Origin of the sequence: Actinoplanes sp. NPDC049548 (genome assembly GCF_040676695.1) — a bacterium.
In the GTDB taxonomy this organism is placed as follows: Bacteria; Actinomycetota; Actinomycetes; order Mycobacteriales; family Micromonosporaceae; genus Actinoplanes.
Map to the genome: position 1 here is coordinate 202,943 of NZ_JBFAPM010000001.1, position 24,906 is coordinate 227,848.

General features: G+C 70.9%; 14 protein-coding genes and 1 tRNA gene. 9 read left to right on the forward strand and 6 right to left on the reverse strand.

Annotated elements, in window-relative coordinates; all coding sequences use genetic code 11:
• Positions 1 to 9: 9 nt before the first annotated feature.
• Positions 10 to 522, reverse strand: coding sequence for a hypothetical protein (locus tag AB0J80_RS00965; RefSeq protein ID WP_364698906.1), 513 nt, complete (start codon positions 520 to 522; stop codon positions 10 to 12).
• A 285-nt stretch (positions 523 to 807) separates the two neighbouring features.
• Between AB0J80_RS00965 and AB0J80_RS00970 the strand changes: the two genes are divergently transcribed.
• The 8 genes from AB0J80_RS00970 (at position 808) to AB0J80_RS01005 (ending at position 18,876) form a co-directional block, all read left to right on the forward strand.
• Entirely contained in the window at positions 808 to 3,759 is a 2,952-nt protein-coding gene (locus AB0J80_RS00970) for a BTAD domain-containing putative transcriptional regulator (RefSeq protein ID WP_364698908.1), read from the forward strand.
• Entirely contained in the window at positions 3,759 to 6,797 is a 3,039-nt protein-coding gene (locus AB0J80_RS00975; RefSeq protein WP_364698910.1) for a BTAD domain-containing putative transcriptional regulator, read from the forward strand. The genes AB0J80_RS00970 and AB0J80_RS00975 overlap by 1 nt, the downstream gene beginning before the upstream one ends.
• Positions 6,781 to 9,762: a BTAD domain-containing putative transcriptional regulator gene (locus tag AB0J80_RS00980; protein ID WP_364698912.1), complete on the forward strand. Its 2,982-nt coding sequence runs from the start codon at positions 6,781 to 6,783 to the stop codon at positions 9,760 to 9,762. Before AB0J80_RS00975 ends, AB0J80_RS00980 begins: the two co-directional genes overlap by 17 nt.
• A 52-nt stretch (positions 9,763 to 9,814) precedes the next feature.
• Positions 9,815 to 11,215 (forward strand): class II fumarate hydratase, encoded by a 1,401-nt coding sequence (locus AB0J80_RS00985; RefSeq protein WP_364698914.1) that lies wholly within the window; start codon positions 9,815 to 9,817, stop codon positions 11,213 to 11,215.
• Positions 11,216 to 11,281: 66 nt separating this feature from the next.
• A complete protein-coding gene (locus tag AB0J80_RS00990) occupies positions 11,282 to 12,931 on the forward strand; it encodes a S8 family serine peptidase (protein WP_364698916.1) in 1,650 nt (549 codons plus the stop codon).
• Positions 12,932 to 13,010: 79 nt separating this feature from the next.
• Entirely contained in the window at positions 13,011 to 14,426 is a 1,416-nt protein-coding gene (gene cysS, locus AB0J80_RS00995) for a cysteine--tRNA ligase (protein ID WP_364698918.1), read from the forward strand.
• Positions 14,426 to 15,541: a 23S rRNA (guanosine(2251)-2'-O)-methyltransferase RlmB gene (rlmB, locus tag AB0J80_RS01000; protein ID WP_364698920.1), complete on the forward strand. Its 1,116-nt coding sequence runs from the start codon at positions 14,426 to 14,428 to the stop codon at positions 15,539 to 15,541. The genes cysS and rlmB overlap by 1 nt, the downstream gene beginning before the upstream one ends.
• 188 nt (positions 15,542 to 15,729) lie before the next feature.
• On the forward strand, positions 15,730 to 18,876 hold the full coding sequence (locus tag AB0J80_RS01005; RefSeq protein ID WP_364698922.1) for an Hsp70 family protein: 3,147 nt from the start codon (positions 15,730 to 15,732) through the stop codon (positions 18,874 to 18,876).
• Between the two features lie 127 nt (positions 18,877 to 19,003).
• On the opposite strand, the gene ugpC is transcribed toward AB0J80_RS01005, so the two are convergent.
• Positions 19,004 to 20,089, reverse strand: coding sequence for a sn-glycerol-3-phosphate ABC transporter ATP-binding protein UgpC (ugpC, locus tag AB0J80_RS01010; protein ID WP_364698924.1), 1,086 nt, complete (start codon positions 20,087 to 20,089; stop codon positions 19,004 to 19,006).
• 176 nt (positions 20,090 to 20,265) lie between these two features.
• Here ugpC and AB0J80_RS01015 point away from each other — a divergent pair.
• Positions 20,266 to 20,342 (forward strand) — tRNA-Thr (locus AB0J80_RS01015).
• 448 nt (positions 20,343 to 20,790) lie between these two features.
• Here AB0J80_RS01015 and AB0J80_RS01020 read toward each other — a convergent pair.
• From AB0J80_RS01020 to AB0J80_RS01035, 4 genes are read right to left on the reverse strand one after another with little or no spacing between them, the layout of a single operon-like run.
• Positions 20,791 to 21,495: an aspartyl/asparaginyl beta-hydroxylase domain-containing protein gene (locus AB0J80_RS01020; RefSeq protein WP_364698926.1), complete on the reverse strand. Its 705-nt coding sequence runs from the start codon at positions 21,493 to 21,495 to the stop codon at positions 20,791 to 20,793.
• 25 nt (positions 21,496 to 21,520) lie between these two features.
• Complete coding sequence (locus AB0J80_RS01025; RefSeq protein ID WP_364698928.1) at positions 21,521 to 22,798, reverse strand: ATP-grasp domain-containing protein; 1,278 nt, start codon at positions 22,796 to 22,798, stop codon at positions 21,521 to 21,523.
• Entirely contained in the window at positions 22,795 to 24,066 is a 1,272-nt protein-coding gene (locus AB0J80_RS01030; RefSeq protein ID WP_364698929.1) for an ATP-grasp domain-containing protein, read from the reverse strand. Before AB0J80_RS01030 ends, AB0J80_RS01025 begins: the two co-directional genes overlap by 4 nt.
• A 44-nt stretch (positions 24,067 to 24,110) precedes the next feature.
• On the reverse strand, positions 24,111 to 24,884 hold the full coding sequence (locus tag AB0J80_RS01035) for an SDR family oxidoreductase (protein WP_364698931.1): 774 nt from the start codon (positions 24,882 to 24,884) through the stop codon (positions 24,111 to 24,113).
• Positions 24,885 to 24,906: the final 22 nt, after the last annotated feature.

Consider the following 24,906-nt stretch of genomic DNA (forward strand, 5'->3'; position numbering starts at 1 on the left):
GGAGGCTCGTCAGGCGCAGTAGCCGGCGACCGGGGTGAGCCAGTTGGTCATCTCGGTCTGCAGGATCTTGTCGAGGTCCTTGGTGGACTTGATCCGGTCGAAGAACTTGCCGTCCGCGGCACTCTTCGAGAACTTCGCGGCCGACGCGGCTCCCGCCTCCTTGAGCCTCGGGTCCTGGGCGGCGGCCGTCTCCTTGCGGACCTGCGCGCCGACGTCGCGCAACTGCTTGCTCGCCGCCTTCTCCGCCTTGGTGGCGTTGTCGGCCTGCTTGGCCTCCTTGTAGGCGATCATCTTGCCGATCTCCGTACCGAAGTTCTCGAGCTCCGCGTCGAAGATCTTGTCCAGCTTGTCGCAGACCCTCTTGGTGTTCGCCGAGTAGTCCGGCGAGGGCGAGCCGGCCGGCGCCGAGGATGGCACGACGAGCTGGGGCGCCGCGTCGTCGCCCGTGTCACCGCCGCCACTGCACCCCGCTCCCGTGAGGAGGAGACCGCCGAGGGCCGCGGCGAGGAGGGTGCGTCGCATGACAAAGATCCTGTTCGTCGGGGACGTCCAAACCCTCGGGACGATACTTCCGACCTCGGGCGTCGTCCAACCGACGCACACCCCCCGTGAATATGCGAACAGCTCGTTCACCTCGTCGTGACCGAGCTGCACGCCCCCGTTGCGGCCGCTCCGCCTCGTCGGGGGGTGAAGAGACGGAACGGCCAGTACCACAGCATGGACGTACCCGCTCTCGTCCGGCTGTCGTGCCGCTATCGGGCTATCGTCGGTGACCGATCGAACCCTAGGCAGGTCAGGGGAGGTGCAGTGCGTTTCGGCATCCTCGGCCCGCTTGCGGTGGTCCAGGACGGGAACGAGATCCCCCTCACCGCGGGGCGGGACCGCGTCGTGCTCGCCATGTTGCTCCTGCATGCCGGCCGGATAGTCACTCCCGCGGAGCTGGTCGACGCGGTGTGGGAGGAAGACCCGCCGGCTACCGCCCGAGCACAGGTGCAGACGTGTGTGTCGCGCCTGCGGCGGCTGCTCGAGCCCGGGACGCTGTTCACCGATCCCGCCGGGTACGGGGTCTCCATCGCCGACGACGACGTGGACGCCGCCGTATTCGCCCGGCTCGCCGGAGAGGCCCGGGCGCTGTCGGACACCGCGCCGGTGGAGGCGAGCAAGCTGTTCCGCGAGGCGCTCAGTTTGTGGCGCGGACCCGCCCTGTCGGGCCTGAGCTCCCCGGCCGTCCGTCGCCGCGCCGCGGTCCTCGACGAGGAGTACGCGGCGACGGTCGAGGACTGCATCGATCTCGAGCTGGACGCGGGCCGGGAACGTGACCTCGTGTCGGAGCTGACCGGGCTGGTGGAACGCTATCCGTTGCGGGAGCGGCTACGGGTGCAGCTGATGCTCGCCCTGTACCGCACCGGGCGGCAGTCCGATGCTCTGGCCGAGTATCGCCGGGCCCGTGATCGGCTCGACGAGGAGCTGGGCATCGAGCCCGGCGCGGCACTGCAGGACCTGCACCGCCAGATCCTGAGCGGAGAGATCTCGCAGGCGCCCGCCGCCCGGGGCGTCGTCCGGCCCGTCCGTAACCTGCCCCGTACGGTCGGCGACTTCATCGGCCGCGACGAGATGATCGGCAAGCTGGTCCGGGCGGCTGAAGACGCGACGGTCCTGGCGATCGACGGTATGGCAGGTAGCGGCAAGACGACGCTTGCGCTGCGGGTGGCGGAGATCCTCGGTGCGGCGTACCCGGATGCCCAGTTGTTCATCGACCTGCACGGGCACAGCGAGCACGAACCGCTGGACACCAATGCTGCGTTGCTGGCGCTGCTGCGGCAGCTGGGGGTGCAGCCGGAGCGGATCCCCACCGACCTGGACGGGCGGGCCGGGCTGTGGCGCACCGAGCTTTCCGGCCGCCGGGTCCTCGTGATCCTCGACAATGCGGCTTCCAGCGCCCAGGTCGCCCGCCTTCTACCCGCGTCGGCGGCGAGCCTGGGCATCGTGACGAGCCGTCGCCGGCTGATGGGGCTGGACGGGATCCATCCGGAGTCGCTGCCGATGCTGGACGAGGCGGAGGGTGTCGCCCTGCTCCGCAGGATCGCGGGGCCGCGGGTGGACGCCGAGCCGGAGGCGGCGGTGGAGGTGGTGCGCCGTTGTGGGCGGTTGCCGTTGGCGATCCGGTTGGCGGGGGCGCGGCTTGCGCATCGGCCGCGTTGGGGGGTGGCTGATCTGGTGCGGCGGCTGGGGGAGTCGGCGTTGCCTGAGCTGGCTGCGGAGGATCGTACGGTGGCCAGTGCGTTTGCTCTGTCGTACGGTCAGTTGTCGGTTCGGGCGCAGAGTGTGTTTCGGTTGCTCGGGTTGCATCCGGCGGGGCGTTTCGGTGCGCCGGCGGTGGCTGCGTTGACGGGTCTGGCGCTCGAGGATGCTCGGGATCTGTTGGACGACCTGGTCGACGTGCACCTGCTCGAGGATCCCGAGCCGGAGCGGTACCGCCTGCACGATCTGGTGCGCCAGTACGCGGCCATTCTTGCCGAGGCGCTACCTCCGGAGGAGCGTCGGTCCGCCTTGGCGGCCCTGGTGGACTTCCACCTCCACGTCGGCACGCGGCTGGCTCGGGACCGGGAGAGCGACATCGCGGTGGAGGACTTCCCGGACGAGCCACCGGCGCGACCGGAGCTGGTGGAGGTCGCGGCCGGCGATGCCGACTGGCTCGAACACCACCGCACCGTTCTGGTACCGCTCGTCCGGACCGCCGCCGCCATCGGGCAACCGGGCCGGGCCTGGCGCCTCGCGCGGGTCAACTGGCGGTTCCTCTTCCAACGCGGTTACTTCGCCGATGTGCTCGCGACGTGCCAAGCCGGATACGAGGCAGCGCTGGGCGCGGGGGACGAGCACGGTGTAGCCGTCATGAACAACTACCTCGCGTCGGGGTACTACCGGCTGGGGCGTGTGGAGGAGGCGCTTCCGCGGGTCAGGGCCATGCTCGACTACCAGATCCGGGTCGGGAGCCGCGCGGGGGAGGCCCGCGCGCGGGGCAACCTCGGCGCCGTACTCATGCACATGGGGAGAATGTCCGAAGGCCTGGAGCAGAGCCGTCTGTCGCACCGGGGTATGGAACGACTCGGCCGTCGCATCGCGACCGTCTCGCGCCGCATGGACATGGCCAACGGCAAGGTGTTCATGGGCCGCTATCGCGAGGGTCTGTGGCACGGTCGCATCGCTCTGCAGGGTGTGGCCGAGGCCAAGGCCGACTACTTCCTGCCCAGTGCCCTGCTGGTGGTCAGCGAGGCTCGCCGCGGGCTGGGCGACCTCGATCACGCCGAGCGGCTCGCGCAGGCGGCGGTGCTCGCTGCCAGGCGGCAGGGAATCGCGACGGACGAGAGCGAGGCGCTCAACGTGCTCGGCGGGGTGACGTTCGAGAAGGGCCGGCCCGCCGAGGCGGTGGAGCTGCATCTGGCCGCCCTGGAGCTGGGCCGTGACCAGGGACGGATGTCGCATGTGGCACGGTATTCCAACGATCTCGCTCGCGCCCTGCGCGCGGTGGACGACGTACCCGGAGCGATCGAGATGCACCGGCAGGCGCTGCAGGCCGCCCGCCGGGCGAGCCACCGGCTGCAGGAGGGACGGGCCTTGAGCGGCCTGGCCGTCTGCCTGGCGGACACGGACCCGGATGCCGCCCGGCGGCACTGGCGACAGGCACTCGAGATGTTCACCGCGATGGGCGTGCCGGACCGCTTCGAGGTCGAGCGGATGCTGAGGGGACTCGACCGCTGATGGACCAGCCTGTCGAGCTGCTCGCCCCCGATGTCGTCGAGCGTCGGCCGCCGGCCGGACGACGTGAGGGCCCGGTGCCGTACGGCATTCTCGGACCGCTCGCGGTGACCGGGCCGGCCGGCGAGATCACGATCACCGCGGGCCGGGACCGCGTGGTACTGGCGATGCTGCTTCTGCACGCGGGGCGGACCGTCACCCCGGCGGACCTGGTCGACGCGGTCTGGGGAGACGATGCGCCGGTGACCGCCCGGGGCCAGGTGCAGACCTGCGTCTCGCGGCTGCGGCGGCTGCTGCCGTCCGCCACGTCGACATTGATCACCGATCCCGCCGGTTACCGGATGTCGGTGTCCGACCAGGATCTCGACGCGGCTGTCTTCGCCCGCCTCGTCGGTGAGGCCCGGGCGCTGGCCGGTACCGCACCGGAGGCTGCCGGCAAGCGTTTGCGCGAGGCCCTCGACCTGTGGCGCGGGCCCGCCCTGTCCGGCGTGGAGTCCGCGGTCGTCCGCCGCCGCGCTGCCGTCCTCGACGAGGAATACGCCGTCGCGATGGAGGACTGGATCGACCTGGAGCTGGCCGCCGGCCGGGGCCGGGATCTCGTCGCCGAGCTCACCGGCTTGGTCGAGCGCTATCCGCTACGGGAGAGGCTGCGGGCGCAGCTCATGCTGGCCTTGTACCGCACCGGGCGACAGTCCGACGCGCTGGCCGAGTACCGCCGGGCCAGGGACCTGCTCGACGAGGAGCTGGGCATCGAACCCGGCGCCCCCATGCAGGACCTGCACCGCCGGATCCTGACCGGCGACGTCGCGCCGGCGCCCTCCGCGCGGACGGGCACGTCGACGGTGCGTACCCTTCCTCGAACCGTCGGCGACTTCACCGGCCGTGAGGGAACGGTCGGCAAGCTGCTGCTGGCCGCGGCCGATGCAACGGTGCTGGCCATCGACGGCATGGCGGGCAGCGGTAAGACCACATTGGCGCTGCGGGTGGCGGGCCTGCTCGCCGATGCCTACCCGGACGCTCAGCTCTTCCTCGACATGCAGGGACACAGTGAGCAACAGCCGCTCGATCCGGGCGTCGCGCTGCTCACCTTGCTGCGGCAGCTCGGGGTGGAACCGGAACGAATACCGGCGGATCTGGAGGGCCGGACCGGGTTGTGGCGTACCGAACTGGCCCGCCGGCGAGCACTGGTCATCCTCGACAATGCCGCGTCGAGCAGTCAGGTCGCCGCGTTGCTGCCCGCATCGACGGGCAACCTGTGCCTTGTCACGAGCCGGCGCAGGCTGACCGGTCTGGACGGGGTGCACTCCGAGTCCTTGCCGGTGCTCAACGAGGCCGAGGCGCTGGCCCTGCTGGAGAAGATCGCGGGCGCGAAGGTCGTGGCGGAGCCCGAGGCCGCCCGCGAGGTGGTGCGCCGTTGTGGGCGGTTGCCGTTGGCGATCCGGTTGGCGGGGGCGCGGCTTGCGCATCGGCCGCGTTGGGGGGTGGCTGATCTGGTGCGGCGGCTGGGGGAGTCGGCGTTGCCTGAGCTGGCTGCGGAGGATCGTACGGTGGCCAGTGCGTTTGCTCTGTCGTACGGTCAGTTGTCGGTTCGGGCGCAGAGTGTGTTTCGGTTGCTCGGGTTGCATCCGGCGGGGCGTTTCGGTGCGCCGGCGGTGGCTGCGTTGACGGGTCTGGCGCTCGAGGATGCTCGGGATCTGTTGGACGACCTGGTCGACGTGCACCTGCTCGAGGAACCTGAGCCGGAGCGGTACCGCCTGCACGATCTGGTGCGCCAGTACGCCGCCACCCTCGCCGAGGCGCTGCCGGTCTCCGAACGTCATGCGGCCCTGGCCGGGCTGGTGGATCTTCATCTGTACGTGGGTACGCGACTGGCTCATCAGTGGGAAGGCGGCCTGGCGCACGAGGACTTCCCGACGGAGTCGCCGGCCCGTCCCGAGCTCGTCGCCCACGCGGCGGCGGACTCCGGTTGGCAGGAGGAGAACCGGGGGAGCCTGATGCCGCTGATCCGGCTGGCCGCCGCCATCGAACAGCCTCGGCGTGCCTGGCAGCTGGCGCGCGTCAACTGGCGGTTCCTCTACCTGCACGGCTACTTCGCCGACGTGATCAGCACGTGCGCGGTCGGACTCGAGATCGCCGAGGCATCGGGTGACCGCCGAGGCGTGGCCGTCATGCACAACTATCTCGCGTCGGGCTACCTCCAGTCCGGGCGCGTGGAGGAGGCCTTGACCTCGGTGAACGCGATGCTCGACCACCAGGTCCGGACCGGCAGTGTGGCCGGCGAGGGCCGGGCCCTCGGAAACCGCTCCGGGGTGCTGCACTATCTCGGCCGGCTCGCCGAAGCGTCCGTCGACATCAAGCGGGCTCATCGACTGATGTCCGGTATCGGCCATCTGAGCGCGCCGGTGGGGATGCGCATCGACATCGCCCTCAACCTGCTCGCGCTCGGCCGGTACGCCGAGGCGCTGCGGCACAGCCGGATCGCCCTGCAGCGGATCGTCGAGACGAGAGGCCACAAGCTTTCCGGCGCCCTGCTGGCGGTGGGGCAGGCCCGGCTGAACCTCGGTCACCTCCCCCAGGCCGAGCGGCTGGCACGGACGGCGCTGGCCGCCGCGCGCCGGCTCGGGATCCGCACCGACGAGAGCGAGTCGTTCAACCTCCTCGGCGCAGTGGCGCTGGCCCAGGACCGGCCCGCGGTGGCCGTCGAGCATCACCTCGCCGCTCTGCAGGTGGGTCGGGAGCACGGCCGCCTCCCCCGGGTGGCGCAGTACTCCAACGATCTCGCCCGGGCGCTCCGGGTGGTCGGCGACGTCACCGGTGCGATCGAGCTGCACCGTCAGGCGCTGGACATCGCCCGCCGCTCGAAGTACCTGCACGAAGAGGGCAAGGCGTTGAGCGGTCTCGCCACCTGCCTGGCCGCCGACGACCCGGCAACCGCCCGCCGCTACTGGACGCAGGCGCTCGATATCTTCACGCGGATGGGCGTACCCGAGAAGGACGAGGTGGCCCGACAGTTGGCGGCGGTCGATGGCCGAGACGACTGAGTCCGGTAGATCGCTGCGGATCCGCATTCTGGGGCCGCTCGAGGTGACCGCGGCGGGCCGGGAGGTCCCGGTCACCGCAGAGCGGGATCGCATCGTGCTCGCCATGCTGATCTTGCATGCGGGCCGGGTCGTCACTTCCGGACAGCTGATTCAGGCGGTCTGGGGAGACGGTCCGCCGGCGACCGCCCGAGGCCAGATTCAGACCTGCGTCTCCCGCCTGCGTCGGCTGCTGCCTGCCGGGAAGCTCGTCACCGATCCGGCGGGTTACCGCATCTCGACTGCCGGCGACGACGTCGACGTCGCCGTGTTCGCCGACCTGACCCGGCGGGCCCGAGCGGTCGCCGATACCGCGCCGGGCGACGCGGTCGAGCTTTTCCGCGAGGCGCTGAACCTCTGGCACGGGGCGGCACTCTCCGGGGTCGGTTCCGAGGCCGTCCGCCGCCGCGCCGCCGTCCTGGACGAGGAGCGCGCTGCCGCGATCGAGGACTGCATCGACCTCGAGCTCGCGGCCGGGCGGGAGCGGGACCTCGTCGCCGAGCTGACCGGGCTGGTGGAGCGATACCCGCTGCGGGAGAGGCTGAGGGTGCAGCTCATGCTGGCCCTGTACCGCACCGGGCGGCAGGCCGATGCCCTGGCCGAGTATCGCCGCGCCCGCGACCTCCTGCACGACGAGCTGGGCATCGAGCCGGGCGCGGCGCTGCAGGACCTGCACCGCCGGATCCTGAGTGGAGACGTTCCGCAAGCACCCGGTGCGCGAGCCACTGCGTTGCCCGTGCACAGCCTGCCGCGGACGGTCGGAGACTTCACCGGGCGTGAGGCGACGGTGGACAAGTTGCTGCGCGCCTCGGCGGACGCGACTGTCCTGGCGATCGACGGGATGGCGGGCAGCGGTAAGACCACATTGGCGCTGCGGGTGGCCGGCCTGCTCGCTGACTCGTACCCCGATGCCCAGCTCTTCCTCGATCTCCAGGGGCACAGCGAGCGGCAGCCGCTCGAGCCCGAGGCGGCACTGCTGGCGTTGTTGCGGCAGTTGGGCGTGGCGCCGGAACGGATCCCGTCGGACCTGGAGGGCCGGGCCGTGCTGTGGCGCACGGAGCTGGCCCGACGGCAAGCCTTGGTCGTGCTGGACAATGCCGCCTCGAGCAGCCAGATCGCCCCGATGCTGCCGGCTGCACCGGGCAACCTCTGTGTGGTCACCAGCCGGCGTCGGCTGACCGGCCTGGACGGCGTGCATCCGGAGTCTCTGACGGTCCTGGACGAAGCCGAGGCCGTGGCCCTGCTGGCCAGGATCGTAGGGGCGCGGGTCGAGGCGGAGGCGGAGGCCTCCCGCGAGGTGGTGCGCCGGTGCGGCCTGTTGCCCCTGGGGATCCGGCTGGCCGGCGGAAGGCTGGCGCACCGCCCGCATTGGCGCGTCGCCGACCTCGTCGAGCGGCTGGGCGAGTCGGCACTGCCAGAGCTCGCCGCCGAGGACCGCTCCGTCGCCGGTGCCATCGGGCTGTCGTACAGCCAGCTGCCCTCCCGGCAGCAACGGGTCTTCCGCCTGCTCGGCCTGCACCCGCCGGGACGGTTCCGGGCCGTGGCCGTCGCGGCGTTGGCGGACTTGCCGCTCGACGACGCACAGGGTGTTCTCGACGCCCTTGTCGACGTCCATCTCGTGGAGGAACCCGAGCATGAGCGGTACCGCCTGCACGACCTGGTCAGTCAGTACGCCGCCACCCTCGCCGAGACGCTGCCTGCGGCGGAGCGCCGCGCTGCCCTGGCCGGTCTGGTGAACTTTCACCTGCACGTCGGTGCCCGGCTGGCCCGCGAGCGGGAGGGCGGTCAGGCCGAATGGGACCTGCCGACGGAGGCGCCGGATCGTCCGGAGCTCGTTGCGCATGCGCTGGCGGACGCCGGGTGGCAGGAGGAGCACCGCGGCGGCCTGGTGCCGCTGATCCGGCTCGCCGAGGGCATCGGCCTGCCCGGTCACGCCTGGCGGATCGCACGAGCCAACTGGCGCTTCCTGTTCCATCACGGCTACCTGGCCGACGTTATCGAGACGTGTACGGCGGGACTCGCGGTCGCCGAGGCAGCGGACGACCGGCACGGCATCGCGGTCATGGACAACTATCTGGCCTCGGGCTATTGGCGGTCCGGGCGCGTGGAGGAGGCCCTGGCGCGGGTCGACGTGACGCTCGAGTACCACGTCCACACCGGGAACATGGCCGGTGAAGGCCTGGCCCGAATGAACCGGTGCAGCGTGCTCGCCGACCTCGGCCGGGTGGACGAGGCGCTGGCGGAAGCCGATCGCGCCTACCGGCTGCTGGCCGGCATCGAAGGCCATTCCCCGTCCGTCCTGGCGCGGGTGGGTCTGGGCAACACGTTGATGATGGTCGGACGTCACACCGAAGCACTGTGGCACGGCCGGATCGCTCTGCAGCGAATCGTCGAGACGAAGGCCGGCTATCGCCTCGCCCTTGCGTTGCTGTCTGTTGGTCAGACCCGGCTGCGTCTCGGGCATCTCGTGCAGGCCGAGCGGCTGGCAGAGGCCGCGCTGGTGGTCGCCCGGCGGCACGGCATCCGTACGGACGAAAGCGAGTCGATCAACCTGCTCGGCGCGGTTGCGCTGGCCCAGGGACGGCCCACGCTGGCCGTGGAGCGTCATCTGGCTGCTCTGCGCATGGGCCGCGAGCACGGCCGGATGCCCCGGGTCGCGCAGTACTCCAATGATCTCGCCCGGGCGCTGCGGGCGATCGACGACGTCGCCGGCGCCGTCGAGCTGCATCGGCAGGCGCTGGATGCGGCCCGTCGTTCGAGGTACTCGCTCGAGGAGGGCAGAGCGTTGAACGGGCTCGCTGCCTGCCTGGTCGCCGACGACTCGCGTACAGCCCGCCGCTACTGGACGCAGGCGCTCGAGATCTTCACGCGGATGGGCGTACCCGAGAAGGACGAGGTGGCCCGGCGGCTGGCGGAGCTCGGCCTCTGAACAGTGGCGCGGATCAACTGCGTACCGTCGGCGGCGGGGGCAGGATGGAAGCGTGACGACGACTGACGAGAGCGGATTCCGGGTCGAGCGCGACACCATGGGCGAGGTCCGGGTGCCGGCCGATGCCCTGTGGCGGGCGCAGACGCAGCGCGCGGTGGAGAACTTCCCGATCTCCGGGCGAGGGCTCGAGCCCTCACACATCCGGGCGCTGGCCCGGATCAAGGGGGCGGCCGCCCAGGTCAACGCCGCTCTGGGGGTGCTCGACGACGATCTCGCCAAGGCCATCGCGACCGCCGCGGCGCACGTGGCGGACGGCGGCTACGACGACCAGTTCCCCATCGACGTCTTCCAGACCGGGTCCGGCACGTCGTCGAACATGAACACCAACGAGGTGATCGCCACGCTCGCCTCGCGGGAGCTGGGCCGGCCGGTGCATCCGAACGACCACGTCAACGCCTCGCAGTCGAGCAACGACGTCTTCCCGTCCTCGATCCACCTGGCCGCCACCGAGGCGGTCACGCATGATCTCGTCCCGGCCCTGGAACACCTCGCGGCGGCGCTCGAGGCCAAGGCCTCGGCCTGGGCCGAGGTCGTCAAATCCGGCCGCACGCATCTCATGGACGCGACGCCGGTCACCCTGGGTCAGGAATTCTCCGGGTACGCGGCGCAGGTGCGCAACGGCATCGAACGGGTACGGGCCGGCCTGCCTCGCCTGGCCGAGCTGCCGCTGGGCGGCACCGCCGTCGGCACCGGGGTGAACACGCCGCCCGGGTTCGCCGCGGCGGTGATCGAGCAGCTGCGTGAGACCACCGGACTGCCGCTGACCGAGGCCCGCAACCACTTCGAGGCGCAGGGTGCGCGCGACGGCCTGGTCGAGGCCTCCGGGCAGCTGCGGGTCGTGGCGGTCAGCCTCTACAAGATCGTCAACGACATCCGGTGGATGGGCTCGGGCCCGCGGGCAGGCCTGCGCGAGCTGCGCCTGCCCGACCTGCAGCCCGGCTCGTCGATCATGCCCGGCAAGGTGAACCCGGTCGTGCCCGAGTCGGTGCGGCAGGTGGTCGCCCAGGTCATCGGCAACGACGCCGCCGTCGCGTTCGCCGGCACCCAGGGGGACTTCGAGCTCAACGTCATGCTGCCGGTGATGGCGCGCAACCTGCTCGAGTCGATCAAGCTGCTGGCCGCGGCCGCCCGGATGCTCGCCGACCGCTGCGTCGAGGGGCTGGAGGCCGACGAGGCCGTCACGCGGGCCTACGCCGAGGGCTCGCCGTCGATCGTCACGCCGCTCAACCGCTACCTCGGGTACGACGAGGCGGCCGCGATCGCGAAGCAGGCGCTCAAGGAAGACAAGACCATCCGGGCGGTTGTCATCGAACGTGGGCATGTCGCCAACGGCACGCTGACCGAGGAACAGCTCGACTCGGCGCTCGACGTCCTTCGGATGACCAGGCCCTGAACGATCACCGGCCAAAGAAGACGATCAACTCTTGTGAATGATCGTTCACTTCGATGGAATGCAGGCATGAGAAGACGTCTGACGGCCGGGGCCGTCGCCACCGCGACGAGCCTCGCCGCCCTCCTCGTCGGCCTGCCCACCGCGCCGGCGAGTGCCGCCACCGCCATCGAATACACCGTCGTCGCCGACGACGGCGTCTCCGCTGCTGACGCCATCGCCGCGATCACCGCGGCCGGCGGCACGGTGCTTTCCAGCAACACCGCCGTGGGAACGTTCAAGGTCACCTCGGCCGCCACCGACTTCAAGGCCCGTGCCGCGCGGTCCGACGCCCTGATCGGCGCCTCGGCCAACAAGGCGATCGGGCACGCCCCCAAGGTCTCGCCGGCGATCGAGAAGCCGGTCACCGAGGCGCTGCGCGGCAGAGGCCCGCACGGCGCCACGACCCTCGACCCGCTCGACGACAAGCTGTGGGGCCTGAAGATGGTCAAGGCCGACAAGGCCCGCACCATCGAGAAGGGCGACCGCGGCGTCACCGTCGGCGTGCTCGACACCGGACTCGACGCGTCCAACCCGGACCTCGCGGCCACCTTCAGCACCCGGCTGTCCCGCAACTTCGCGCCGGACCTGGTCGACATCGACGGCGCCTGCGAGGTCGAGGGCTGCGTCGACCCGGTCGGCACGGACGACGGCGGGCACGGCACCCACGTGGCCGGCACGATCGCCGCCGCGGCCAACGGCTCCGGCCTCTCCGGCGTCGCGCCGAACGTCACCCTCGTCGAGCTCAAGGGCGGCCAGGACTCCGGCTACTTCTTCCTCGATCCGGTCGTCAACGCGCTCACGTACGCGGGCGACGCCGGCCTCGACGTGGTGAACATGTCGTTCTACGTCGACCCGTGGCTCTACAACTGCAAGGCCAACCCGGCCGACGCGCCGGAAGCCCAGGCCGAGCAGCAGGCGATCATCACCGGCATCAAGCGGGCGCTCTCCTACGCGCACAGCCGCGGCGTCACGCTGGTCGGTGCTCTCGGCAACCAGCACGACGACTTGAACGACCCGCAGCAGGACACGACCAGCCCCGACTACGGTTCCGACCCGTACGAGCGGCCGATCGACAACAAGACCTGCTTCACGCTGCCCGCCGAGGGCCCGCACGTCATCGGCGTCTCGGCGATCGGCCCGTCGAAGTCGAAGTCGCACTACTCCAACTACGGCACGGAGCAGATCGGTGTCGCCGCCCCGGGTGGCTTCACGCGTGACTTCTTCGGCACCCCGCAGTACAACAACGCGGCGAACAACATTCTGTCCACGTACCCGTTGAAGGTTCTGCAGGAGGAAGGGAAGGTCGACGCCGCCGGCAACGTGACCAGCCCGAACGTCTTCAAGGACTGCACGCCGAGCGGCAAGTGCGGCTACTACACCTACCTCGCCGGCACCTCGATGGCGTCGCCGCACGCGGCGGGCGTCGCCGCGCTGATCGTCAGCCGGTACGGCCACCGCGACTGGTGGCGGGGCGGCCTGACCATGAACCCGAACCTGGTCGAGGCCCAGCTCTACCGCACGGCCGAGAAGACCGCGTGCCCCGAGCCGCGCCTGCGCAGCTACGCCAACGAGGGCTACGCCGCGGAGTTCGACGCGTACTGCTCCGGGCCGAAGGCCTTCAACGGCTTCTACGGTCACGGCATCGTCGACGCGTACAAGGCGGTCGGCGGCCGCTGACAGCCCTGGTGGATCACCGCCTCGTCCGGGCACTCGGACGGGGCGGTGATCTGCTTTCGGAGGTCGGTACCCTTGTACGGTGACCCTGAGGCTGCACGACACCGCGACCCGATCCGTCCGGGACTTCGTCCCGATGACGCCCGGTCAGGCCGGTATCTACCTCTGTGGTCTCACCGTGCAGTCGGTGCCCCACATCGGCCACCTGCGCAGCGCCGTCAGCTATGACGTGCTGCGGCGCTGGCTGATCCACTCCGGCTACGAGGTCACCTTCGTCCGCAACGTCACCGACGTCGACGACAAGATCCTCGTCAAGTCACTGGAGACCGGTCGGCCGTTCTGGGCCATCGCGTACGCGAACAAGCTCGTTCTCGACGCCGACTACCGCGCGCTCAACGTGCTGCCGCCGACGTACGAGCCACTCGCCACCGGCCACGTCCCCGAGATGCACGAGCTGATCGAGACGCTGATCGCCGGCGGGCACGCGTACGAGTCGTCCGAGGCCAACGGCGACGTCTACTTCGACGTGCCCAGCTACCCCGAGTACGGCGCGCTCTCCGGGCAGAAGCCGGAGGACATGCTCTCGGCCGGCGAGGCGCCGGAGCGGGGCAAACGCCACCCCGAGGACTTCGCGGTCTGGAAGGGCGTCAAGGCCGACGAGCCCGCCGACGCCTCCTGGCCCTCACCGTGGGGCCGCGGACGCCCGGGCTGGCACATCGAGTGCTCGGCGATGGCGCGCCGCTACCTCGGCGACGAGTTCGACATCCACGGCGGCGGGCTCGACCTGACCTTCCCCCACCACGAGAACGAGATCGCCCAGTCACGCGCGGCCGGCCTGCCGTTCGCCCGCTACTGGGTGCACCACGCGCTGCTCAACCTCGGCGAGGCCAAGATGAGCAAGTCGCTGGGCAACGTCATCGACGTCGAAGCCGTGCGAGCCATGGGCATCCGTCCGGTGGAGCTGCGCTACTACCTGGGCGTGCCGCACTACCGGTCGCGCATCGACTACTCCGACGACGCGCTGCGGGAGGCCGCCACGGCGTACAAGCGCATCGAGGGCTTCGTGCAGCGCGCTGTGGAAATCGTCGGGCCGGGCCGTCCGAAGGACGTGCCGCCGGCATTCGCCGCGGCGATGAACGACGATCTCAACACCTCGGCGGCGCTCGCGGTCGTGCACGACACGATCCGGGAGGGCAACACCGCGCTCGCGGCCTCCGACGAAACCGGGGTACGCGCAGCGCTCACCGAGGTGCGCGCCATGCTCGGCGTGCTCGGGCTCGACCCGCTCGACGAGGCCTGGGGCGGCGGCCACACCGGCGGCGACCTCAAGCCGGTCGTCGACTCGCTGGTCAAGCTCGCCCTCGACCAGCGCGCCCAGGCGCGCGCACGCAAGGACTGGGCGGCGGCCGACTCGGTCCGCGACCAGCTCAAGAACGCGGGAATTCAGGTGGAGGACACTCTGGCCGGGCCCCGATGGACGGTAGGAGAGCAGCACTGATGCCAGGAAACTCCCGTAACGCGAGCAAGCGCGTCACGTCGAAGAAGGGCGCCTCGATGGGCTCCGGCGGCAAGAACCGCGCCGGGCTCAAGGGGCGCGGCAAGACTCTGCCCGCCGACGAGCGGCCGTGGCACAAGGGCTACTCCGGCACCGAGAAGCTGCCCGAGAAGACCGCCCGCAAGCAGGAGAAGGAGCGGCGCGCAGCGGCCGCCGAGGGACGCGCTCCCAAGGTCGGCGTTCCCGGCACCAAGGACACCACCTGGGGCCGGGGCGGCGGCCGCGCCACCGGCCGTCCGGCCCAGCAGCGCGGCTCCCGCATGCAGAGCCGCGGCCCCCGCATCGCACCCGGCCGGCGCTCCAACCCCACCAAGGAAGGGCCGGAGCTGCTGCTCGGCCGCAACCCGGTGGTCGAGGCACTGCGCGCCCGGGTTCCGGCCACCGCCCTGTACGTCGCCCAGGGCATCGACATCGACGACCGGGTCACGGAGATCGCGCGTACCGCCGGTGACCGCGGCATCCCGATCCTGGAGATCAGCCGCAACGAGCTCGACCGGATGACCGGCGGCGTGCTGCACCAGGGCGTGGGCCTGCAGGTGCCGCCGTTCGCGTACGAGAACTTCGACGACCTCGTCGCCGCCTCGATGGAGCAGACCGCCCCGCTGCTGGTAGCCCTCGACGGAGTGACCGACCCCCGCAACCTGGGCGCGGTCATCCGATCGGTAGCCGCCTTCGGCGCCCACGGCGTCTTCGTACCGGAGCGCCGCGCGGCCGGCATCACCGCAACGGCCTGGCGCACCAGCGCGGGCGCGGCAGCCCGGGTCCCGGTCGCCCAGGTCGTCAACCTGACCCGCGCCATCAAGGCTGCCCAGCAGGCCGGCTTCACGGCGATCGGCCTGGACGCGGACGGCGAGACGGACCTCTACCAGCTGGAGGCGGCGGTCGGCCCGCTGCTCGTGGTGGTCGGCTCGGAGGGCCGCGGACTGTCCCGCCTGGTCGGCGAGACGTGCGACCTGCGGGTGAGCATCCCGATGGCGTCCACGGTGGAGTCGCTCAACGCCAGCGTCGCCGCCGCGGTCACCCTCGCCGAGGTAGCCCGGCGCCGCCTGTACGGGTGACCCGGCCGCGGGTGTTCCATGCTCGTGGTGCGGCCGCCGGGTGGCGGGCCGTGGCCTTCGCGGGCCCCGTCGGGTTGCGCTGATCGTCCGTGGTCGGTGACCGGTCGGGTGACCCGTCGGAGCCCCTGCCGGTCGTACCTGCCATGTAACCTGACGGGCCGAGTGGTCCGTTGGCGGAGGGGCAGCGCATGCTCGGTGTTGACCTGGGCACGTCCCACACCGTCGCCATGCTGCGATGGCCCGACGGGCGGGTGCGGCCGCTGCTGTTCGACGGCCGGCCGCTGCTCCCCTCCGCGGTCTACCTCGACCCCGCCGGCCGCCTGCACGTCGGTCACGACGCGATCCGACTCGGCTACGCGGACCCCGCCCGCCTCGAACCCAACCCCAAACGGCACGTCGACGCGGCGACGGTGCTGCTGGGTGGAGCGGACGTACCGGTCCCCGACCTGCTCGCGGCGCTCCTCGAAGCCGTAGCGCGAGAGGCCGTGACGGCCACCGGATCCCTGCCACCGGCAGTGGTCACCTATCCCGCCTCGTGGGGCACCGAACGCCGGAAAGTGCTCAGTCACGCACTGGCACTCGCAGGATGGCCGCCTTCGACCCAGCTTGCCCCGGAGCCGGTGGCGGCGGCCCGCTACTTCACCGAGGTGCTGCGACGGCCGGTGCCCGTCGGGGCCGCGCTCGCCGTCTTCGACTTCGGCGGCGGCACGCTCGACATCGCCGTCGTCCGCAACGAGGGTGCCGGGCCGGACGGCCGCGCCCGGTTCGAGGTGGCGGCCTCCGGTGGCCTGGACGACCTCGGCGGCCTCGACATCGACGCGGCGCTGGTAGCACACCTCGGCATGGCGCTGGCACCATCGGAGCCGGCCGCCTGGTCGGCGCTGCGCGAACCGGTCACCCTCGCCCAGTGGCGGGCCCGCCGCCAGTTCTGGGACGACGTACGCGGCGCCAAGGAGATGCTGTCCCGGGCCACGCAGGCGCCGGTCGCCGTGCCGGGCGTCGAGCATGCGGTGCACCTCACCCGCGACGAACTGGAGATGGTGGCGGCCCCGCTGGTACGCCGCGGCGTGGCCGAGGCCGGCGCGGTGGTGAAGGCGGCGGGGATGGCGCCGGCGGACCTCGCGGGCCTGTTCCTCGTCGGCGGCTCGTCACGGGTGCCGCTGGTGGCGCGGCTCCTGCACAGCGAGCTCGGGGTGGCGCCGACGGTGCTGGAACAGCCGGAGCTCCCGGTGGCCGAGGGCGCCATCCTGGCGGCGGCATCGGTGGGCCAGAGCGGGGCCGCTGCCCACCGGACGAGGGAGACCGGGCTGCCTGGCGGTGCCTCGTCCGGGGCAGGAGCAGTGTCGGTCGTGAGCGTCGCCGAGAGCGACAGCGTTCCGGAGAGCCGGAGCGCCGCACTTGCGACGGACCTCGGGGAAGCGGCTGAGGCCGGGCGGGAGGTGGCCGCCGAGCCGAACGCCACGCCGCCGGGACCCCTGATGGCAGCCGCGGTGGAGCCGATGGTGGACACGGTGGCGCACGCTGCACCGGCCGCGACCGGTGTCGGCCTGCACACCGAGGCCGCCGGACCGCCGACGGAGAGCACCGGCGCGCCGACCGCGGCGTCCCCGCCGGGATCGTTCACCGCGGCGTCCGCGCCGGGACCGTTCACCGCCGCGTTCGGGCCACCGGACGCGAACGATGTGCTTCCGAACACGAACGCTGTTCCGTCGAACGCGAACGCCGGTTCTGGCGGCGCTGGACAGCCCGGGCCCGCAACGCCCGAACCTCAATACGCGGAGCCGGTCGATCCCTGGGCCACCGGGGAGGCCGCTGCGATCGCCGCCGGGCAGGCGCCGTTCGGGCTGCCCACCTCGGGCGTTCCAGCTTCGGGTGTTCCAGCTTCGGGTGTTCCAGCGTCGGGTGTTCCAGCGTCGCCCGCTCCTGCCGAACCCTGGCTCGCGTCGGCGCAGCAGGCGGCGGAACGTCGGCTCCCGGCGTACCGGAGGAAAGGTCTTTGGATCGTCGCTGCCGTGACCGTGGTCGTGCTGGGGGTGGCCGCGACCGCCGCCGTGCTGCTCTGGCCGGGGTATCCGGCGCTGGACTATCGGCCGCTCAGCCAACCTGTGCGGGTGAAGCCCGCCGTGCCTGTCACTTCCGGTTTCTCTGCCGCTGCACTCCGTGACGATCGGGCCTACTTCGCGAGCGCAGACGACAACCAGCAGCTCGGCGTCGTCGCTGCGGACGCCGACAGCGGTGACGTCCTCTGGACCAGCATGGACGGGGGAGTCGCCAAACGCTGGGCGTTCTTCTTCACGCTGCCGAACGCCGTCGTTGCGGTCACCGATACCGACAGTGACTCGAACGATCGGCGCATGGTGCTGCTCGATCGCGGGAGCGGCCGCAAGATGTGGGAGCGGCGGATCGCGGCCAATGACGACATGCTCTTCGCCGGGGACACCGCAGTGCTGGTCGACCGCACCGAGAACCGGGTGGTCGGGCTCCAGGTCCGTGGTCAGGGCAAGGTCGCGTGGGAGAAGAAGAGCCCGAAATCCGAGTACGGCGTGAGCACCACCAAGGTCGTCACGGCCACCACGGGTGACGACTTCGCCGGGGCGGCCACCGTCGGCGGGGTGCCGTTCGCCCAGCCGATGGACGACGACCAGCGGCTCGTGCAGATCGGTGCCGACCGGTCCGCCCGGGTCATCGACGCCGACAGCGGGGACGTGGTGGCCGGGCCGCGGGCGAGCGTCGCCGACCCGGACGACGAGGTGGTCGCGCACAACGGGCGGCTGGTCGTGGCCGAGTCCGGTGACACCCGGCGGATCGTCACCTACGACCTCGGCAAGCTCGGGGGGCCGTCGGTGTCCTACACGGCTCCCGACAACAGCCAGCTCGAGCACCTCACCGCGTGCGGCGACGACCGGATCTGTTTCGTGCAGAAGATCGGGTACGACGCCAAGACGGCCAAGGTGGTGGCGGTCGACGTGGCCAAGGGCGGGGTGGTGTGGTCGCGCGCCGTGTCGGAGGCCGAGAATCTGGTGCCGGTCGGGGAGTCCGTACTCGTCGCGCAGAACACCTCACCGGGTCAGACGACGCTTCTGGACGGCGACGGCGCGGTCATGTGGGCCCAGGCCGGTGTGGCCGGCCGGCTGGACGGGGGCAATGTGCTGATCTTCTCCAAGCCGCTGTCCACGTCTGGGGACGACCCGGCCCTGTCCGGCCAGCACCTGGGTGAGGCCGCGGTGCCGCTGGGCGCGCTGGCGGACGTACGGTCGGCGACCTGCGCATGGGACCAGAAGCGTCTGGCCTGCGTCGCCGCCGAGGACTTCGTGCTGCAGACCTTCGCCGGCTGACACGCCCGGAGGGGCGGCTGCCGCCTGAAGGCGTGGCTGTTTGAAGGAGCGACTGACGCTCAGGGGAGCCGCTGACGCCGAAGGGCGGCTCCCCGGGGGGAACCGCCCTTCGTCTCGAGTGCTGCCGTCAGATGCGCACGCCCGTGCCCGCGTTGAACACGTGCACGTGGTCGGCCTGCGGCTTGATGAACACCGTCTCGCCCATGGTCGGCATGCCGCGCCGGTCGGTGCGGACCACGAACCGCTCCGAGCCGCCGTCGAGGGCCGCGTGGCCGTACACGTTGGCGTCCGAGCCCAGGTCCTCGACCAGGTCGACGACGATGGGCAGGCCGCCCGCGGTCGGGGCGACCAGGTCGGTGGCCTCCGGGCGGAAGCCGACGGTGACCTTGCCGTCACCGGACTGCGCGGCGGCGACCTGCTCGCGGCTCAGCGGCACGGCCAGCGGGCCGAAGTTGGCGCCCGACTCGGTCAACGGCACCGTCTTGAGGTTCATGGCCGGCGAGCCGATGAAGCCGGCGACGAAGACGTTGCCGGGGGTGTCGTAGAGCGCCCGCGGGGTGTCGCACTGCTGCAGCACGCCATCGAGCATGACCGCGACCCGGTGACCCATCGTCATGGCCTCGACCTGGTCGTGCGTGACGTAGACCGTGGTGATGCCGAGCTTCGCCTGCAGCGTGGCGATCTGCGAACGCGTCTGCACACGCAGCTTCGCGTCGAGGTTCGACAGCGGCTCGTCCATGAGGAACACCTGCGGCTCGCGGACGATGGCCCGGCCCATGGCGACACGCTGACGCTGACCACCGGAGAGCGCCTTCGGCTTGCGGGAGAGGTACTCGTCGAGCTGGAGCAGCTGGGCGGCCTCCTTGACCCGGCGGTCGATCTCCGACTTCGGGGTCTTGCGCAGCTTCAGGGCGAACGCCATGTTCTCGTACACCGACATGTGCGGGTAGAGGGCGTAGTTCTGGAAGACCATCGCGATGTCGCGCGACTTCGGGGGCAGGTTGGTGACGTCCTTGCCCTCGATGAGGATCCGGCCGCGGTCGACGTCCTCGAGGCCGGCGAGCATGCGCAGGCTGGTGGACTTGCCACAACCCGACGGGCCGACCAGGACGAGGAACTCGCCGTCGCCGATCTCGAGGTTGAGCTCGTTGACGGCGGGGCGGTCGGACCCGGGGTAGATCCGGGAGGCCTTGTCATAGGTGACGGTAGCCATGGGGAATCGACTTCCTTTCCACCGGCAGGAACGTGCCGGACGATCCGAGTGGGAGGAACACGGTGTGGCAAGCCACACGCCCCGACACCGTAAACTTTTTTTCATGTTCTGCCAAGGTGGGCCGCCGCCCGGGCGTTTCCGCCTGTCCCCGGCTCAGCCGCTATGCTGAGGCCCTTGCCCCTGTAGCTCAGTTGGCCAGAGCACCTGTCTTGTAAACAGGATGTCGTCGGTTCGATTCCGACCGGGGGCTCCACCCGGCCTTGACCTGCCGCGACGCTCGCGAGGACGATCTCGTGGCCGGTCCGCTCCGACGGCGTACCGGCCTGCGCCGTCTTCGCCTGCGACGCGGCTGTGATGACCGAACATCGACGACGGGCTGCTCCTCGTGGTCATGGGCATCATGGCGGCCGACAACAACCTCTGGCTGACGGCCGCTCTGCTCGTCGCCGGCGCCCCCTTTCCGGCCGGGTTCTTCGCGGGGTCCGGTCCGGAGCGGGCGGGCCGCGAGGCGTTGCTGCCCACGCGACAGCGGGTGGGCGTTCGTGCCGGGGTCGTTCCTGATCGGGTTCGGGCTCGGCGGAATGCTGACCGGGCCGCACCGCGCAGAGACCACCACCCGGCACCGGCAGATGCTACGGACCGACCGGGGGCTTCAGTGTTCCCGCCCGTTCACCGGGCCGCCTCGGCGGAGCCCCGGCCTGTCACGCGGCGTGCATGACGTCGTATCGGGAGGCCTCGACGAACTGGGGTGCCCACTTGCGCTTCTGGCGGAGCATGTAGCGGTTGAGGCGGCGGGCGAAGAATCCCAGCGGGCGGTGGAAGTCGATGATGACGATGACGCGGGCCTGGGCGCTCTCGTTGATCACCTCGTGTTCGTGGTTGACGTCGAGCACCACGCCCTCTCCCTCCTTCCACGTGTAGTACTCGTCCTCCAGGCGGATACGCGGCGGCTTGTCCGTGGGTACGCGGATGGCGAGGTGGTACCGGAGCACGCCCGCGTACGGGTCTTTGTGCGGAGGCAGGGGGACCCCGGGCTCGAGGATGGAGATGAAGGCGTTGACCACGGTGGGTGTGGACTCGGCGAAAGACAGGAGCGTGGGGCACTCCGTACGGGCGAGCTCGTTCGACTGGCCGAACATGTACGCGTAGTAGAGCTTCCAGTCCTCCGAGACCTGCGCGGCGCGGACCGGGTCGAAGGTGCCGTACCGGGGGATCTCCCGGCTGGTGAGCAACTCCTCGACCTCGGCCTTGAGCGCGGGGAACCTGTCCTCGAGCGCGCGAACCTCGGGGAAGCACTGCTCCTGTGACAGGATCCGCGGCCGTTTCGCTCCGCCGGCGGCCCGCAGGAAGATCCAGTTGGTGATGGCCCGGATCCTCGGGTGGTTGACGCTGACCGAACCTTTCATCGTCGCTGCCTCTCTGGTGGTGGGGTCACCGGTCGTCGGGGACCGGGCGCAGGCCGTCTCGACCGGCCTGCCAGTACGTGAGGGTGCCGTCGGCCCGCTCGATCCCGAACCGCAGGTGGGCCAGGCAGCGGTCGATGACAGTGAGCATCGAGCGGTGGTCGGGGGCTGCGCCGCGCAGGAGATCCATGAAGAAGGTCATCACTCCGGGAGCCAGGGTCGCGCCCGGTGTGACCCGGCCGGCGTAGCCGAAGACGCCGTGCTCCTGCCGGACCTGCGCCGCTCCGGTGATGTCGCGCAGCGTCCCGCCGCTCACCGGAGGAAGGTTCGAGTACTGGAAGTGGACGCCGTCGATCACCGGCGCGGTGACCGGTGCGACCGGTACGCCGCAGCTCGCGGCCAGGCCGAGGGCCAGCAGGTCCTGCCCGGTCGCCCGCTCGTACAGGTCACCGAGGAATCCCCCGATGCGGCCGTTGACCTCGATGATCTTCGGCCCGTCCGGGGTCAGCTTGAGCTCGGTGTGGGTGATACCCCGCTGTACGCCCACGGCCCGCAGCGCCGCGGACGCCACGCGGGAGGCCTCGGCGAGCTCCTCGTCCGGCAGGTGAGCCGGAAGGAACTGGCCCTGCTCGCGGAATGGTGGCAGCAGCGGGAACTTCCCTGTCACGCCCAGTGTGACCGGTTCTCCGTCGACGACGAGGGATTCCACGGACACGTAGTCACCGAAGTCCCCGGAGCTTCTGCCGGACAGGAACTCCTCGAGCACGAACGGTCGCTCGGCGCTCGGTTGCACCGCATCAGGCAGCTCGAGACCGTCGACGAGGTAGGTGTCGCGGCTGCTCTGGCTCCGTTTCGGTTTGACGACGACCGGACCGGGCCGATCGGCCAGGATCTTCAGCGCCTCCTCGCGGCTGGTCACCAGGGCCGACCACATCCTTTCCACCCCGTGCTCGGCCAGCCGCTGCCGCTGGACCCACTTGTCGGTCAGCGCCGCGACGACGTCCCGGTCGTGGTAGGGCAGTCCGAGCCCTTCGGCCAGGGCGGCCGTGGTGGGGATCATCGCCTCGCTGAAGGTGACGATCGCGGTCGGGGTGTGCGCGCGTAGCCGGGGAACGACCTCGGCCGGCCGGTCGGCGTCGCAGAGGAGCACCGGGCCGAACTCGGCGTACTCCTGGTGCTCCGCCGGATCCATCGATCCCGTCCAGGTGACGAAGACCGGGGTGTACCCGCAGGTGGTGCAGGCCCTGACGATGTCGGCCGGCCGGATGGCGGAGGCCGGGACGACGGCGACGACCACGACGCTCATCGCGCACCCACCTCGGCCCGCAGCCGGTAGACCCGGTCCTTGAGCTGCTCGATCCGCCCGTAGTCCCGATCGATGTCGGGCATGGTGCCGGCGCTCATGAAGACTCGCATGGTGCTCGAGTAGAGGTCGACCGTAGGACGGATCCGTCCACCGGGTGCGATCTTGAGGTCGAACCGGTAGACGCTGTCCAGGCCGGCGATCTCCGCGACGACCTGCTCGTCGATGTGATCCACGACGCCGTCGAGAGTCGTGGACGTGGTGCAGCAGACTGCCTCGTACCGTTTGTCGTAGTGACGCCCGGCGTAGCGCTCGAGGAAGTCCCGGGGTCGCAGCACCTCGAGGGCGGACAACGTGGCCTGGTTGGCTCCGGCGCAGTGATCGTGGAAGCCGGGGTGCATGTTGCCGGCGATCCGGCAGCCGACCTCGACCAGCGCCGGGCCTTCCGGAGTCAGGATGACCTCGGCGTGCGTCGGGCCGAAGCGGACGCCCAGCGCGTCGAGGGCACGGTCCACATAGGCCGTCAGCTCGGGCACGGGTGCCTCGCCCGGATCGAGCAGGCGTTCCCGGTCGTAGATGTTGCGGCCGGACGGCAGCAGTCGTTTGCTGTACTCCCAGACGCCGCAGACGTAGCGCCGGCCTCCGTGCGTGACCATGTCGACCACGTACTCGGTGCCGGGCAGGAACGACTGGACCAGAACTTGCGGGTTGGTCTCGCCGTAGATGGTCTCCGAGCCGAGGACCGCCTCGACCGCGGCCCTTACCTGCGCTTCGCCGGCACAGATGAACACGCTGTCGCCGGCCGCGGACCGCCGGGGCTTCACCACCACCGGAAAGCCGCGGCCCTGCCGCAGCCAGTCGACGATGCCCTCGACATCGCCACTGGTGAACTGGTCGGCGCAGTGCAACCCGGCGTCCCGCAACGCCTCGATCATCTCGTACTTGTCCCGGCGCGCCTCGGAGCGGCCGGGGTCGTTCATCGGCAGCCCCAGTTCCCGCGAGAGCGCGTCGGCCAGCAGCACCCCCGGCTCCTGGCCGGCCAGCACTCGCACGGGTGCGTACGGCAGCAGCTGCTCGACCGTCTTCGCCAGGTCGTCGTGGACGATCCTGGCCGCGTACCCGCTCAGATCCGGTTCGGGCATGGACGCCATGAGCTCGCTGGTGCTCTGGACGTGCACCACCTCCGCCCCCAGTGCGGTGAACTCCGGCAACAGGTACTTGCCGGAGGTGTAGGCGTCGACCAGGACGACGACCGGCCTCGGATGCGACATCGGACCCTCCAGTCCAGGGACGTACGGCTGATGGCGGCCGGGGATCAGGTCGACGAGAAGCCGCCGTCGAGGAAGATCGTCTGACCGGTCAGATAGGCGGATGCGTCGCTCGCCAGGAAGACGGCGATGCCCGTGAAGTCGGCGAGCTCACCGTTGCGGCCGATCATGGTGCGGCGGGCCATCGCTTCGGCTCGTACGGGATCCTGGAAGACCGGCTCGGTGAGCGGGGTGTGCACGAAGCCCGGCGCGATGGCGTTCACGCAGACACCTCGGGCCGACCATGCCTCGGCTTGCGACCGGGTGAGCGCGGCGACGGCAGCTTTGGAGACGCCGTACGCGCCGCTGTTGCCGAAGGCGCGGACGGTCTGCTGCGACGCGACGTGGATGATGCGGCCCCAACCGTTGGCGGCCATCGCCGGGCCGAAGCGCTGCCCGAGCACGAACGGCGCGTCGAGGTTGACGGCCATGGTGCGGTTCCAGTCGTCCTCGGACAGCTGGTCCAGGTGCGGCCTGAGGTTGATGCCGGCGGAGTTGACCAGGATGTCCGGAGCGCCGTGCCGGGCGAGGATATCGTCGGCGAGACGATGGACGCCGGCGCGGTCGCCGAGGTCCCCGCTGAGCCAGTCGGCCGAGCCGCCGGCGGCCCGCAGCTGCTCAGTGACGTCCCGTAGCTGTTCGGTCCGGCGAGCTACCACCACCACGTCCGCGCCGGCCCGGCAGAGCGCGTCCGCGATGGCCAGGCCGATGCCCGAACTGCCTCCGGTGACGACGGCCCGCCGTCCTGTCAGGGAGAACAGGTCCTCGATCACGGGATCCATCAGAAAAGCTCCTTCGCCTCGA